This is a genomic window from Nonomuraea sp. NPDC050328 (assembly GCF_044459405.1).
Classification (GTDB): domain Bacteria; phylum Actinomycetota; class Actinomycetes; order Streptosporangiales; family Streptosporangiaceae; genus Nonomuraea.
Window position 1 is genome coordinate 260,225 of record NZ_JBITIW010000009.1, and the last position, 14,120, is coordinate 274,344.

Annotated in this window: 12 protein-coding genes; all 12 read left to right on the plus strand. The window is 69.0% G+C overall.

Annotation, left to right across the window (positions count from 1 at the left end):
• The first annotated feature begins 10 nt into the window (after window positions 1-10).
• The 12 genes from ACIBG7_RS30990 to nuoN all read left to right on the plus strand — a co-directional run bounded on the left by ACIBG7_RS30990 (window position 11) and on the right by nuoN (window position 14,117).
• The gene (locus ACIBG7_RS30990; protein WP_357920385.1) at window positions 11-616 is read left to right on the plus strand and encodes an NADH-quinone oxidoreductase subunit C; all 606 of its coding nucleotides are present in this window, start codon (window positions 11-13) and stop codon (window positions 614-616) included.
• A complete protein-coding gene (locus ACIBG7_RS30995) occupies window positions 613-1,929 on the plus strand; it encodes an NADH-quinone oxidoreductase subunit D (RefSeq protein ID WP_357919839.1) in 1,317 nt (438 codons plus the stop codon). The genes ACIBG7_RS30990 and ACIBG7_RS30995 overlap by 4 nt, the downstream gene beginning before the upstream one ends.
• A complete protein-coding gene (nuoE, locus tag ACIBG7_RS31000) occupies window positions 1,926-2,582 on the plus strand; it encodes an NADH-quinone oxidoreductase subunit NuoE (RefSeq protein WP_357919842.1) in 657 nt (218 codons plus the stop codon). Before ACIBG7_RS30995 ends, nuoE begins: the two co-directional genes overlap by 4 nt.
• Window positions 2,579-3,865, plus strand: a complete 1,287-nt coding sequence (nuoF, locus tag ACIBG7_RS31005; protein WP_357919845.1) for an NADH-quinone oxidoreductase subunit NuoF — start codon at window positions 2,579-2,581, stop codon at window positions 3,863-3,865. Before nuoE ends, nuoF begins: the two co-directional genes overlap by 4 nt.
• Window positions 3,862-6,231: an NADH-quinone oxidoreductase subunit G gene (locus tag ACIBG7_RS31010; protein WP_357919847.1), complete on the plus strand. Its 2,370-nt coding sequence runs from the start codon at window positions 3,862-3,864 to the stop codon at window positions 6,229-6,231. The genes nuoF and ACIBG7_RS31010 overlap by 4 nt, the downstream gene beginning before the upstream one ends.
• Entirely contained in the window at window positions 6,228-7,523 is a 1,296-nt protein-coding gene (gene nuoH / locus ACIBG7_RS31015) for an NADH-quinone oxidoreductase subunit NuoH (protein WP_357919850.1), read from the plus strand. Before ACIBG7_RS31010 ends, nuoH begins: the two co-directional genes overlap by 4 nt.
• A gap of 43 nt (window positions 7,524-7,566) precedes the next feature.
• Window positions 7,567-8,025: an NADH-quinone oxidoreductase subunit NuoI gene (gene nuoI / locus ACIBG7_RS31020; protein WP_246380418.1), complete on the plus strand. Its 459-nt coding sequence runs from the start codon at window positions 7,567-7,569 to the stop codon at window positions 8,023-8,025.
• Entirely contained in the window at window positions 8,018-8,782 is a 765-nt protein-coding gene (locus ACIBG7_RS31025) for an NADH-quinone oxidoreductase subunit J (protein WP_357919853.1), read from the plus strand. The genes nuoI and ACIBG7_RS31025 overlap by 8 nt, the downstream gene beginning before the upstream one ends.
• Window positions 8,779-9,075 (plus strand): NADH-quinone oxidoreductase subunit NuoK, encoded by a 297-nt coding sequence (gene nuoK / locus ACIBG7_RS31030; protein ID WP_357919855.1) that lies wholly within the window; start codon window positions 8,779-8,781, stop codon window positions 9,073-9,075. The genes ACIBG7_RS31025 and nuoK overlap by 4 nt, the downstream gene beginning before the upstream one ends.
• A 73-nt stretch (window positions 9,076-9,148) precedes the next feature.
• Window positions 9,149-10,996: an NADH-quinone oxidoreductase subunit L gene (nuoL, locus tag ACIBG7_RS31035; protein WP_357920388.1), complete on the plus strand. Its 1,848-nt coding sequence runs from the start codon at window positions 9,149-9,151 to the stop codon at window positions 10,994-10,996.
• Window positions 10,996-12,537 (plus strand): NADH-quinone oxidoreductase subunit M, encoded by a 1,542-nt coding sequence (locus tag ACIBG7_RS31040; RefSeq protein WP_357919858.1) that lies wholly within the window; start codon window positions 10,996-10,998, stop codon window positions 12,535-12,537. The genes nuoL and ACIBG7_RS31040 overlap by 1 nt, the downstream gene beginning before the upstream one ends.
• Window positions 12,534-14,117: an NADH-quinone oxidoreductase subunit NuoN gene (nuoN, locus tag ACIBG7_RS31045; protein WP_357919861.1), complete on the plus strand. Its 1,584-nt coding sequence runs from the start codon at window positions 12,534-12,536 to the stop codon at window positions 14,115-14,117. The genes ACIBG7_RS31040 and nuoN overlap by 4 nt, the downstream gene beginning before the upstream one ends.
• Window positions 14,118-14,120 lie beyond the last annotated feature (3 nt).

A 14,120-nucleotide genomic window follows, 5' to 3' on the forward strand; every position in this document is an offset into this window, starting at 1 on the left:
GCGGCACGGCATGTTCGGCGCGCACGACTCCGGCGACACCTCCGGCTTCGGCGGCCTGGTCGTCCGGCGGGCGCCCGAGCTGTCGACGCCGCGCCCGTACGGCGAGTACTTCGACGAGGTGGTCGACACCCTCGGCTTCGACGAGGCGATCGAGCGCGTGGTCGTCGACCGCGGCGAGCTGACGCTGCACGTCCGGCGCGAGTCGCTGCTGGAGGTCGCGCGCAAGCTGCGCGACGACGCCGCGCTCCGCTTCGAGCTGTGCATGGGCGTCTCGGGTGTGCACTACCCGCACCTGGCCGGCCAGGAGCTGCACGCGGTCTACCACTTCGTGTCGATCACGCACAACCGCCGGGTCCGCCTCGAGGTGAGCTGCCCCGACGCCGACCCGCACATCCCCTCGATCGTCAGCGTCTACCCGACGAACAACTGGCACGAGCGGGAGACCTACGACTTCTTCGGCATCGTCTTCGACGGTCACCCCGCGCTGACCCGGATCATGATGCCGGACGACTGGGACGGTCACCCCCAGCGCAAGGACTACCCGCTGGGCGGCATTCCGGTCGAGTACCGCGGCGCCGAGATCCCCGCGCCGGACCAGAGGAGGTCCTACTCATGACGGCTGAGGCCACCGAGGGCAAGGTCTATTCGGTCAACGGCGGCGACTGGGACGACCTCGTCACCGGCGTCCGCGACTCCGAGGACGAGCGCCTCATCGTCAACATGGGCCCGCAGCACCCGTCCACGCACGGCGTGCTCCGCCTCATCCTGACGCTCGACGGCGAGACGGTGACCGAGGCGCGCAGCGTCATCGGCTACCTGCACACCGGCATCGAGAAGAACATGGAGTTCCGGACGTGGACGCAGGGCGTCACGTTCGTCACCCGCATGGACTACCTCTCGCCGATCTTCAACGAGACGGCGTACTGCCTGGCGGTCGAGAAGCTGCTCGGCATCACCGACCGCATCCCGGAGCGGGCGTCGGCCATCCGCGTGCTGACCATGGAGCTGACCCGCATCAGCTCGCACCTGGTCGCGATGGGCACCTTCGGCATGGAGCTCGGCGCCACCACGCCGTTCCTGTTCGGCTACCGCGACCGCGAGCTGATCATGGACCTGCTGGAGCACATCACCGGTCTGCGGATGAACATGGCCTACATCCGGCCGGGCGGCGTCAGCGTCGACCTGCCGGCGGGCACCGTGGACAAGGTCGGCGAGTTCCTCAAGGAGATGCCCAAGCGCATCCAGGGCGTGCGCAAGCTGCTCGACGAGAACCCGGTCTACACCCGCCGCACCAAGGACGTGGGCTACCTCGACCTGACCGGCTGCATGGCGCTCGGCATCACCGGCCCGATCCTGCGTTCGGCCGGCCTGCCGTGGGACCTGCGCAAGTCTCAGCCGTACTGCGGCTACGAGACCTACGACTTCGACGTCGCCACCCAGACCAGCGCCGACGTGTACGGCCGCTACCTGGTGCGCATGCAGGAGATGGAAGAGTCCCTCAAGATCATCGAGCAGGCGATCGACCGGATCGCCGGCCCGCTCAAGGGCCAGCCGGTGATGATCCAGGACAAGAAGATCGGCTGGCCGGCGCAGCTCGCGCTGGGCCCCGACGGCTACGGCAACTCGCCCGACCACATCGCGCACATCATGGGCCAGTCCATGGAAGCGCTGATCCACCACTTCAAGCTGGTGACCGAGGGCTTCCGCGTCCCGGCCGGGCAGGCTTACGCATCGGTCGAGTCGCCGCGTGGCGAGCTCGGCGCCCACGTGGTGAGCGACGGCGGCACCCGCCCCTACCGCGTGCACTTCCGCGACCCGTCCTTCACCAACCTGCAGTCCTTCCCGGCGATGTCCGAGGGCGGCCAGGTGGCGGACGTGATCTCGGCCGTGGCGTCGATCGACCCCGTTATGGGAGGTGTGGACCGGTGACTTACGCACCGGAAGTCCGTGAGCGTCTCGAGCGAGACGCCAAGGAGATCATCGGGCGTTACCCGAAGACCCGGTCGGCGCTGCTGCCGCTGCTCCACCTGGTGCAGTCGGAGGACGGCTACGTCTCCGACGACGGCCACGAGTTCTGCGCCGAGATGCTCGGCCTGAGCAAGGCCGAGGTGGTCGGCGTCGCGACCTTCTACACGATGTACAAGCGCCGTCCGATGGGCGACTACCACGTCGGCGTCTGCATCAACGCGCTGTGCGCCGTCATGGGCGGCGACCAGATCTGGGACGAGCTGTCGGAGCACGTGGGCGTCGGTCACGACGAGACCACCGCGGACGGCAAGATCTCGCTGGAGCGCCTGGAGTGCAACGCGGCCTGCGACTTCGCGCCGGTCATGATGGTCAACTGGGAGTTCTTCGACAACCAGACCCCCGCCTCGGCCAAGCAGCTCGTCGACGACCTGCGGGACGGCAAGGAGATCGCGCCGACCCGCGGGCCGAACAAGCTCTGCACCTTCAAGCAGACCTCGCGCGTGCTCGCCGGGCTGGAGGACGGCCTGGCCGGTGAGGGCCCCGCCGCCGCGGGCGCCTCGCTGGAGGGTCTGAAGGTCGCCAAGGCCAACGACTGGAAGGCACCGGAAGCGTGACTACCCTGACTCCGGTCCTCACCGCCAACTGGGACCAGGCCAACGCCTTCACCATCGAGGGCTACGGTCCTTACGACGCCGCGAAGAAGGCGCTGGGCATGGACCCCGACGCCGTCATCCAGGCGGTCAAGGACTCCGGCCTGCGCGGCCGCGGCGGTGCGGGCTTCCCCACCGGCATGAAGTGGGGCTTCATCCCGCAGGGCGACGGCAAGCCCCACTACCTCGTCGTCAACGCCGACGAGTCGGAGCCGGGCACCTGCAAGGACATCCCGCTGATGATGGCCAACCCGCACTCGCTGGTCGAGGGCGTCATCATCACCTCCTACGCGATCCGCGCCAACCACGCCTTCATCTACGTGCGCGGCGAGGTCGCGCACGTGATCAGGCGGCTGCACGCGGCCGTGCGCGAGGCGTACGCCAAGGGCTACCTCGGCAAAGACGTCTTCGGCTCCGGTTACGACCTGGAGCTGGTCGTCCACAGCGGTGCGGGGGCGTACATCTGCGGCGAGGAGACCGCGCTGCTCGACTCGCTGGAGGGCTTCCGTGGCCAGCCGCGACTCAAGCCCCCCTTCCCTGCGGTGGCGGGCCTGTACGCCTCGCCTACTGTGGTGAACAACGTCGAGTCGATCGCCAGTGTTCCCTCGATCATCGCCAACGGCGCCGACTGGTTCGCCGGGATGGGCACCGAGAAGTCCAAGGGCTTCGGCATCTTCTCGTTGAGCGGCCACGTCACCCGGCCGGGCCAGTACGAGGCGCCGCTGGGCATCACGCTGCGCGAGCTGCTCGACATGGCCGGCGGGATCCGCGAGGGGCACCAGATCAAGTTCTGGACCCCGGGCGGCTCCTCGACGCCGATCTTCACCGACGAGCACCTCGACGTGCCGCTCGACTTCGAGGCGGTCGGCGCCAAGGGTTCCATGCTCGGCACCCGCGCGCTGCAGATCTTCGACGAGACCACCTGCGTGGTCCGCACCGTGCTGCGCTGGACCGAGTTCTACGCGCATGAGTCCTGCGGCAAGTGCACCCCGTGCCGGGAGGGCACCTTCTGGCTCAAGCAGGTGCTCAAGCGGCTGGAGAAGGGTGAGGGCACCGAGGACGACCTCGTGCTGATCACCGACATCGCCGACAACATCCTGGGCCGCTCCTTCTGCGCTCTGGGCGACGGCGCGACCAGCCCGATCCACTCGTCGGTGAAGTACTTCCGCGACGAGTACCTCAAGCACTTCGAGATCGGCGGCTGCCCGTTCGACCCGAAGAAGTCCACTCTGTGGGGTGACCAGTGACTGACCTCGTGACGCTCACGATCGACGGTTTCGCGGTCAGCGTCCCCAAGGGCACGCTGATCATCCGGGCCGCCGAGCTCCTGGGCATCCAGATCCCGCGCTTCTGCGACCACCCGCTGCTCGACCCGGCGGCCAACTGCCGCCAGTGCCTCGTCGACATCCCCGACGCCGGCAACGGCCGCGGCTTCCCCAAGCCGCAGCCGTCCTGCGCGATCGAGGTCGCCGAGGGCATGGTCGTGCAGACCGCGCTGACCTCGCCGGTCGCCGAGAAGGCGCAGCGGGCGGCGATGGAGCTGCTGCTCATCAACCACCCGCTGGACTGCCCGGTCTGCGACAAGGGCGGCGAGTGCCCCCTGCAGAACCAGGCGATGTCCAACGGCCAGGGCGAGTCGCGCTTCCACGAGCACAAGCGCACCTTCCCCAAGCCGCTCCCGCTGTCGACGCAGGTCCTGCTCGACCGCGAGCGCTGCGTGCAGTGCGCCCGGTGCATCCGCTTCTCCGACGAGATCGCGGGCGACCCGCTCATCGAGTTCTTCGAGCGCGGGGCCAAGGAGCAGGTCCGCACGGCCGACGGCAAGCCGTTCGACTCCTACTTCTCCGGCAACACCATCCAGATCTGCCCGGTGGGCGCGCTGACCAGCGCCGCCTACCGCTTCCGCGCCCGCCCGTTCGACCTGGTCTCCTCGCCGAGCGCCTGCGAGCACTGCGCCTCCGGTTGCGCCCTGCGCACCGACCACCGGCGCGGCCGGGTCACCCGCCGCCTGGCCGGCGACGACCCGGTGGTGAACGAGGAGTGGAACTGCGACAAGGGCCGCTTCGCCTTCACCTACGCGACGCAGCCCGACCGCCTCCGCACCCCGCTCATCCGCGACGAGGAGGGCCAGCTCGTCCCGACCTCGTGGCAGGAGGCGCTCGCGGTGGCCGCCCAGGGCCTGTCCGCCGCGCGCGGCCGGACCGGCGTGCTGACCGGCGGCCGGCTGACCGTCGAGGACTCCTACGCCTACGCCAAGTTCGCCCGCCTGGCGCTCGGCACCAACGACGTGGACTTCCGCGCCCGCGCCCACTCCGCCGAGGAGGCCGCCTTCCTGGCCCACTCGGTGGCCGGCAAGGGCATCGAGCTCTCCTACGCCGACCTGGAGGCCGCCCCGGCGGTCGTGCTGGCCGGCTTCGAGCCCGAGGAGGAGTCGCCGATCGTCTTCCTGCGCCTGCGCAAGGCGTGGCGCAAGAAGGGCCTGCGCGTCACGGCCATCGCGCCGTTCGCCTCGCCCGGCCTGCTCAAGATGGACGGCACGCTGATCCGCACCGCGCCGGGTGGCGAGGCCGACGCCCTGGGCGAGCTGGCCGGCTCCCTGGCCGAGGGCACGATCGTGCTCGCCGGCGAGCGGCTGGCCACCGTCCCGGGCGCGCTCTCCGCGCTGGTACGGCTGGCCGACAGCCCGAACGTCCGCGTCGCCTGGATCCCGCGCCGGGCCGGTGAGCGCGGCGCGCTCGAGGCCGGGGCGCTGCCCGCCCTCCTGCCGATCGGCCGCCCGGTCGACGACGAGGCGGCCCGCGCCGAGGTGGCCCGGGTCTGGGGCGTGTCCGCGCTGCCCGCGCAGCCCGGCCGCGACACCACGGGCATCCTGACCGCCGCCCTGAACGAGGAGCTCGACGCGCTGGTCGTCGCGGGTGTCGACCCGTACGACCTGCCGGACCCGGCCGCCGCGCTCGCGGCGCTGGAGAACACCCCGTTCATCGTCAGCCTGGAGATCCGCGCCAGCGCCGTCACCGACCGCGCCGACGTGGTGCTGCCGGTGGCCGCCGTGCAGGAGAAGAGCGGCACCTTCGTCAACTGGGAGGGCCGCGGCCGCTCCTTCGAGACGGCCATCAAGGTGCCCGGCCTGATGAGCGACCTCCAGGTGATCTCGGCCATCGCCGACCACATGGACATCCACCTGGGCCTGCCCGACGCCGCGGCCGCCCGCCGCGAGCTCGGCTCGCTCGGCGCCTGGAAGGGCGCCCGCGCCGCCGCCCCGAGCCTGTCCGGGTCCGGCCAGGCCGCCCCGGGCGTCGGCCAGGCGGTCCTCGCCTCCTGGCACCAGCTCCTCGACCAGGGCCGGCTGCAGGACGGCGAGCCGTACCTCGCGGGCACCGCCCGCGCGGCCGAGGCGCTGCTGTCGCCGCAGACCGCGGCGGAGATCGGCGTGGCCGACGGTGACAAGGTGGTCGTCAGCGGAACTGTCGGTGGCCTCGGTCAGACTGTGACCCTGCCGGTGCGGATCGCCGATCTGCCCGAGCGCGTCGTCTGGGTGCCGGCCAACTCCGGCGGCTCCTCCGTTCTGGGAGCCGCCGCCGGTGACATCGTCACGATCGGGAGCGCTTCATGATCCGTCTGGCCACTGATCCAACCCTTGCCGACTTCGGCAAGGACCCGCTGTGGATCACCATCATCAAGGCGCTGCTCTTCTTCGTCATCGTGATGCTGGGCATCCTGTTCGGCGTCTGGTACGAGCGCAAGCTCATCTCCCGGATGCAGCACCGCTACGGCCCCAACCGGGCCGGCAAGTTCGGTCTGCTGCAGTCGGTGGCCGACGGCCTCAAGATGGGACTGAAGGAAGACCTCTTCCCGAACACCGTCGACAAGGTCCTCTACCTGCTGGCGCCGGTCATCATGGTGATCCCGGCCTTCCTGGCCTTCTCCATCACCCCGTTCGCCGGCATGGTCAACCTCTTCGGTGTCGAGACGCCGCTGCAGCTGCTCGACCTGCCGGTCGCGGTGCTGTTCATGCTGGCGATGGGCGCCATCTCGGTCTACGGCGTGGTGCTGGCGGGCTGGTCGTCCCGCTCGCCGTACGCGCTGCTGGGCGGTCTGCGGTCGGCGGCGCAGGTGGTCTCCTACGAGATCGCCATGGGCCTGTCGTTCGTGGGCGTGTTCCTCTTCGCGGGCACGCTGTCCACCTCCGAGATCGTGGGTTCGCAGACCGGCATGTGGTACGTCGTGCTGCTGCTGCCCTCGTTCCTGGTCTACGTGGTCTGCATGTTCGGCGAGGCCGCCCGCATCCCGTTCGACCTGCCCGAGGGTGAGGGCGAGCTGGTCGGCGGCTTCCAGACGGAGTACTCCTCCTCGCTGAAGTTCGCGCTGATCATGATGGGCGAGTACCTCCACACCTTCACCGCAGCCGGCATCGCCGTCACGCTCTTCCTGGGCGGCTGGCACTCGCCGTTCGGGTTCCTGCCCGACGACGGCTACTGGGGCTTCCTCTGGTTCTTCATCAAGTTCGTGCTGGCCTTCAGCTTCGTGGTGTGGGTCCGCGCCTCGCTGCCGCGAGTGCGGTACGACCAGCTCATGGCGCTGGGCTGGAAGGTCCTGATCCCGGTCAACCTGGCCTGGCTGCTGCTCGTGGCCGGCATCCAGACCGTCCGCGGCCAGGACATGGGCACCGGCGACTGGTACTGGGCCGTCGGCGTCACCGCGGTGGTCCTGCTCGCCGGCCTGGCCATCTGGGCCCGGTTCGACACGGTCAACCAGCGCCGTAAGGAAGCCAAGAAGGCACAGGTCGAAGCCGAGTACGAGGAGCTCAGGAACGAGCCCGAGGCCGGCGGCTTCCCGGTGCCTCCGCTCGACTTGCCCCACTATCACGGGGTTTCCCGCAAGGAGGTCTCCAGTGGGAGCAACTGATTGGCTGAACCCCGTGAAGGGCTTCGGCGTCACCTTCCACACGATGTTCAAGAAGCCCGTCACGACGAACTACCCGGAGGAGAAGAAGCCGACGGCTCCTCGCTTCCACGGTAGGCACCAGCTCAACCGCTGGCCGGACGGGCTCGAGAAGTGTGTGGGTTGTGAGCTCTGCGCGTGGGCGTGTCCTGCGGACGCGATTTACGTGGAGGGCGCCGACAACACCGAGGAGGAGCGGTTCTCGCCGGGTGAGCGCTACGGGCGCACCTACCAGATCAACTATCTGCGGTGCATCCTGTGCGGCCTGTGCATCGAGGCTTGCCCGACTCGGGCGCTGACCATGACCAACGAGTACGAGCTCGCCGACACCTCGCGTGAGAGCCTGATCTACACCAAGGAGATGCTCCTGGCGGACCTCACGCCGGGTATGGAGCAGCCTCCGCACCCCATGCGGCTCGGCGAGACCGAAGAGGACTACTACCGGCTGGGACGAACCAATGGGTGAGCAAGTCACATTCTGGGTGCTTGCCGTGGTCTCCGTCGGCGCGGCGCTCGGCATGGTGTTCAACCGCAAGGCGGTGTACTCCGCGCTCATGCTGGGCACGGTGATGCTCTGCCTCGCGGCGCTCTACGCCGTGCAGGACGCGCCCTTCCTGGCCGCGGTGCAGATCATCGTCTACACCGGCGCGATCATGATGCTGTTCCTGTTCACGCTGATGCTCGTGGGCGTCGACTCCTCCGACTCGCTGGTCGAGACGATCAAGGGGCAGCGCTTCTGGGCGGCCGTCGCCGGTCTCGGCTTCGGCGTCCTGCTCGTGCTGGCCTTCGGCAACGCCTTCTTCACCAGCCCGGCCGGGCTCGGCGCCATCCACCAGGAGGGCGGCGGCAACATCGGCGCGCTGGCGAGGCTGATCTTCACGCGGCACGTCTTCGCCTTCGAGGTCGTCTCGGCGCTGCTGATCACCGCCGCGCTCGGCGCGATGGTGCTCGCGCACCGCGAGAAGGACCGGCCGCGGCCCTCGCAGAAGGAGCTGGCTCGCGCCCGCTTCCGCCAGGGCGACCCGTCGCCGCTGCCGGGCCCGGGCACCTACGCCCGCAACAACGCCATCGACATGCCGGCCCGCCTGCCCGACGGCACCCTCTCGGAGCTGTCGGTCAACCGCACCATCGCGCGGCACGACGTCGAGGACGGGCACCTGCCCACCGACCCCGAGCTGGCCGAGGCCATCCGGCACGCCGCCGCTGAGGAGGAGGCCAAGTGACCACCGAGTTCCTTGTCCTGTCGGGCATCCTGTTCGTGATCGGCGCCGTCGGCGTGCTGATCCGCCGTAACGCGATCGTGGTGTTCATGTGCGTGGAGCTCATGCTCAACGCCTGCAACCTCGCGTTCGTCACCTTCGCCCGGCAGTGGGGCAACCTCGACGGCCAGATCATCGCCTTCTTCGTGATGGTGGTGGCCGCGGCCGAGGTCGTCATCGGCTTGGCGATCATCGTGACGATCTTCCGGACCCGCAGGTCCGCGTCTGTGGACGACGCGAACCTGCTGAAGTACTAAGAGGTGACTGGTGGAATCTCCTGCTGAGATCCTCAAGTACGCGGGCGGCGGTGTCATCGGCGTCTCGTGGCTGATGATCGCGCTGCCCCTGCTGGGCGCGGCGATCCTGCTGATCGCAGGCCGGCGGACCAACAAGTGGGGACACCTCCTGGGTGTCACCATGTCCCTGGGCGCCTTCGTCGTGGCGGTGCTCGCCTTCGTCGAACTGCTGGGGCTCGCCCCCGAGCAGCGCCGCCAGGCCGTGCACCTGTACGAGTTCATCCCCGGCATGGTGGACATGGGCCTGCTGGTCGACCAGTTGTCGATCAGCTTCGCCCTGCTGATCACGGGTGTCGGATCGCTGATCCACATCTACTCGATCGGCTACATGTCGCACGACCCCGAGCGGCGGCGCTTCTTCGCCTACCTCAACCTGTTCGTCGCGGCGATGCTCCTGCTGGTGCTGGCCGACAACTACGTCGGGCTGTTCATCGGCTGGGAGGGCGTGGGCCTGGCCTCGTACCTGCTGATCGGCTTCTGGTACTTCAAGCCCTCGGCGGCGGTGGCGGCCAAGAAGGCCTTCATCGTCAACCGCGTCGGTGACTTCGGCCTGCTGGTCGGCATGTTCGTCATGTGGACCACCTTCGGCACGCTGGCCTTCGCCGACCTCGGCGCCAAGGTCGGCACCGCCTCCAACGGCACGCTGACCGCGATCGGCCTCCTGCTCCTGCTCGGCGCGTGCGGCAAGTCCGCCCAGCTCCCGCTGCAGTCCTGGTTGCTCGACGCGATGGAGGGCCCGACCCCGGTCTCGGCCCTCATCCACGCGGCGACCATGGTCACCGCCGGCGTCTACCTCGTGGTCCGCTCGGGCGCGTTCTTCTTCCCGCTCGGCTCCACGGCGGCGATGGCCGCGGCGATCGTCGGCTGCGCCACGCTGATCGCCGGTGCGATCATCGGTTGCGCCAAGGACGACATCAAGAAGGGCCTGGCCGGCTCGACGATGTCGCAGATCGGCTACATGATGCTCGGCGCGGGCTTCGGCCCGGTCGGCTACGCCTTCGCGATCGGTCACCTGATCACGCACGGCTTCTTCAAGGCCGACATGTTCCTCGGCGCCGGCTCGGTCATGCACGCCATGAACGACGAAGTCGACATGCGCAAGTACGGCGGGCTCTTCTCCAAGATGAAGATCACCGCGATCACGTTCATCATCGGCTACCTGGCGATCATCGGGTTCCCGCTGCTGTCCGGCTACTTCACCAAGGACGGCATCATCGAGACCGCCATGCACCACAACCAGGTGCTCGGCTGGCTCGCGGTGCTGGGCGCCGGTCTGACCGGCTTCTACATGTCGCGCATGATCTTCATGACCTTCTTCGGCAAGCCCCGCTGGGACAAGGACGCGCACCCGCACGAGTCGCCCGCGGTCATGACCCTCCCGCTGGTCATCCTGTCGATCGGCGCGATCGGCCTCGGCGCCTTCCTGGTGCTGGGTGGCCGCCTCTACACGTGGCTGGCCCCGGCGGTCGGCGGCGCGCGTGACGGCGCGCCGGCCTTCCACCCGATCACCACGCCGGGTCTCGCGACCCTGGCGCTGGTCGCGGTGGGCGTCGTCATCGCCTGGCTCAAGTACGGCAAGGCCGAGGTCCCGGTCGTCGCCCCGCGCGGCAGCTTCCTCACCACCTTCGCCCGGCGTGACCTCTACGGGGACGCGCTCAACGAGTCGCTGTTCATGCGCCCCGGCCAGTGGCTGACCCGCCTGGCGGTGTTCTTCGACAACCGCGGCATCGACGGGCTCGTCAACGGCCTGGCCGCGACGATCGGCGGCACCTCGGGCCGGCTGCGCCGGATCCAGACCGGCTTCGCGCGCAGCTACGCGTTGTCCATCCTGATCGGTGCCGCGCTGCTCAGCGGCGCCCTGCTCCTCGTTGGGAACCTGTGATGTCACTCTGGCTTCCAATCCTCATCGCGGTGCCCGTACTGGGCGCCGTGCTGGTGGCACTGCTCCCCAAGGGCAGCGACACGCTGGCCAAGTGGCTCACGCTCGGCGTCTCCCTGGTCGTGATGGTCCTGACCCTGGTCATGGCCTTCCAGTTCGACACCGGCGCCAAGGCTGAGCGGTTCCAGTTCGTCTTCGAGAAGGACTGGATCCCGAGCTTCGGCGTGCACTTCGGCCTCGGGGTCGACGGCATCGCGCTGGTGCTGATCGCGCTGTCGGTCGTGCTCACGCCGATCGTCATCGCGGCCTCCTGGCACGACGCGGACGCCCCGCACGCCAAGTACTCGGTGAAGACCTACTTCGCCCTGCTGCTGGTGCTCGAGGCGATGATGATCGGGGTCTTCGCGGCCACCGACATCTTCCTGTTCTACGTCTTCTTCGAAGCCATGCTGATCCCGATGTACTTCATGATCGGGTCGTACGGCGGAGCCCAGCGGTCCTACGCGGCCATCAAGTTCCTGCTCTACTCGCTCTTCGGCGGCCTGCTCATGCTGGTCGCGGTCATCGGCCTCTACGTCGCGGCGGGCAAGAACACCTTCCTGTTCCCCGAGCTGATCGGCGCGATCCAGGACCCGACGACGCAGAAGTGGCTGTTCGCCGGCTTCTTCATCGCTTTCGCGATCAAGGCGCCGCTGGTGCCCTTCCACACCTGGCTGCCCGACGCGGCGGCCCAGGCCCCGGCGGGCGCCGCGGTGCTGCTGGTGGGCGTGCTCGACAAGGTGGGCACCTTCGGAATGCTCCGCTTCTGCCTGGAGCTGTTCCCGGAGGCCTCCAAGTGGGCCACCCCGCTGGTCATCGTGCTGTCGGTGGTCGGCATCATCTACGGCGCCATCGTGGCCATCGGCCAGACGGACATGAAACGCCTGATCGCCTACACCTCGATCTCGCACTTCGGCTTCATCGCCATGGGCGTGTTCGCGATGTCGCAGACCGCGCAGTCGGGCGCGACCCTCTACATGGTCAACCACGGCTTCGCGACCGGCATGCTCTTCCTCGCCGCGGGCTTCCTCATCGCCCGCCGCGGCTCGCCGTACATCGCCGACTACGGCGGCGTGCAGAAGGTGGCGCCGCTGCTGGCCGGGGCGTTCTTCATCGCCGGTCTGGCCGGGCTGTCCCTGCCGGGTCTGTCGTCGTTCGTCAGCGAGTTCATGGTCATGATCGGCACCTACTCCAGCTCCGCCTTCGGGAGCGGGGCGCTGGGTGTGGCCGCGGTGATCTCGGCCGTCGCGGTCATCCTCGCCGCCGTCTACATCCTGTGGATGGTGCAGCGGGTCCTGCACGGCCCGGCCACCGAGTCGGTCGCGGGCATGAAGGACCTCAACAAGCGCGAGCTCTGGGTGGTCGCCCCGCTGATGGCCCTGATCATCGGCTTCGGCTTCTTCCCCAAGCCGCTGCTGGACATCATCAACCCGGCGGTCAACCACACCTTGCAGAGCGTCAAGGTCGACAACCCCGCTGTCGCTGAGAAGGGTGCGGGTCAGTGAATACCATTCCGGCGCCAACGATCGAGTACGGCACGCTAGCGCCGCTGCTGCTGGTCTTCGGTGCGGCCGTCCTCGGCGTGCTGGTCGAGGCCTTCGCGCCCCGATACCTGCGCAGGTCGATCCACCTGCCGCTGACCCTGCTGGGGCTGGCGGGCGCGTTCGTCCTGGTCGTCGTGCAGACGGTGACCTCAGGAGTGCCGAAGTCCGCGGTCGCCATGGGCGCGGTCGCGGTGGACGGCCCGTCCCTGTTCATCTGGGGCGTCATCCTCGTCCTGTCCTTCGTGTCCGTGCTGCTGATCAACGACGAGGGTCACTTCGTCGCCTCGGCGGCGGCGGTCCCGGGCAGCCGGGACGAGGAGGAGGCCGAGGCCTCCGGCAACGCGCACACCGAGGTCTACCCGCTGGTGCTCTTCGCCGTCGGCGGCATGATGCTCTTCCCGGCCAGCAACGACCTGCTGGTCATGTTCGTCGCCCTCGAGGTCATGTCGCTGCCGCTGTACCTGCTGTGCGGCCTGGCTCGCCGGCGCCGCCTGCTCTCGCAGGAGGCCGCGCTGAAGTACTTCCTGCTCGGCGCGTTCTCCTCGGCGTTCTTCCTGTACGGCATCGCCATGACCTACGGCTACGCCGGTTCGGTGGAGCTGGCGGGCATCAGCAAGGCGCTGGCCACCGGTGGCGTGCTCGACCCGCTGCTGCTGGCCGGGCTGGCGCTGCTCGGCGTCGGCCTGCTGTTCAAGATCGGCGCCGCGCCCTTCCAGGCGTGGAAGCCCGACGTCTACCAGGGCGCGCCCACCCCGATCACCGCCCTCATGGCCTCCGGCGTGCTCGTCGCCGCCGTGGGCGCCGTGCTGCGGGTCTTCTGGGTGGCGCTGGGCAACATGGACTGGGACTGGCGCCCGGTCATGTGGGGCGTGGCCGCGCTCACCATGCTGGTCGGCGCGATCCTCGCGATCACGCAGACCGACATCAAGCGCATGCTGGCCTACTCCTCGGTCGCCCACGCGGGCTTCCTGCTGGTCGGCGTCCTGGCCACCTACGACGCGGCCGAGGGCAACGAGAAGTCGCTCGGGGCGATCCTGTTCTACCTGCTGGTGTACGGGTTCACCACGGTCGGCGCGTTCGCCGTCGTCACGATGGTGCGCGACGCCGGCGGCGAGGCGGGGCACCTGTCCCGCTGGGCCGGGCTCGGCAAGCGCTCGCCGCTGCTGGCCGGCATCTTCGCCTTCTTCCTGCTCGCCTTCGCGGGCATCCCGCTGACCAGCGGCTTCTTCGGGAAGTACGCGGTGTTCACCGCGGCGCTGGGCAGTGGCGCGGAAGCGGGCGACTCGCTCGGCGCGTGGATGACCGGGATCGTGGTCGTCGGTGTGATCGCCTCGGCGATCGCCGCCTTCTTCTACGTCCGCGTCATCGTGCTGATGTTCTTCAGCGAGCCGGCCGCGGACGGCCCGGCCGTCGTGGCGCCCTCGGTGTCGCTGAAGGTGGTAATTGGTATGGCTTTGGCGGTCACGCTCGTCGTGGGCGTTTTCCCGCAGCCTATTCTGGACATCGCTGGCCAGGCCGCTTCAGGCCTGTTCATTCGGTGAAAT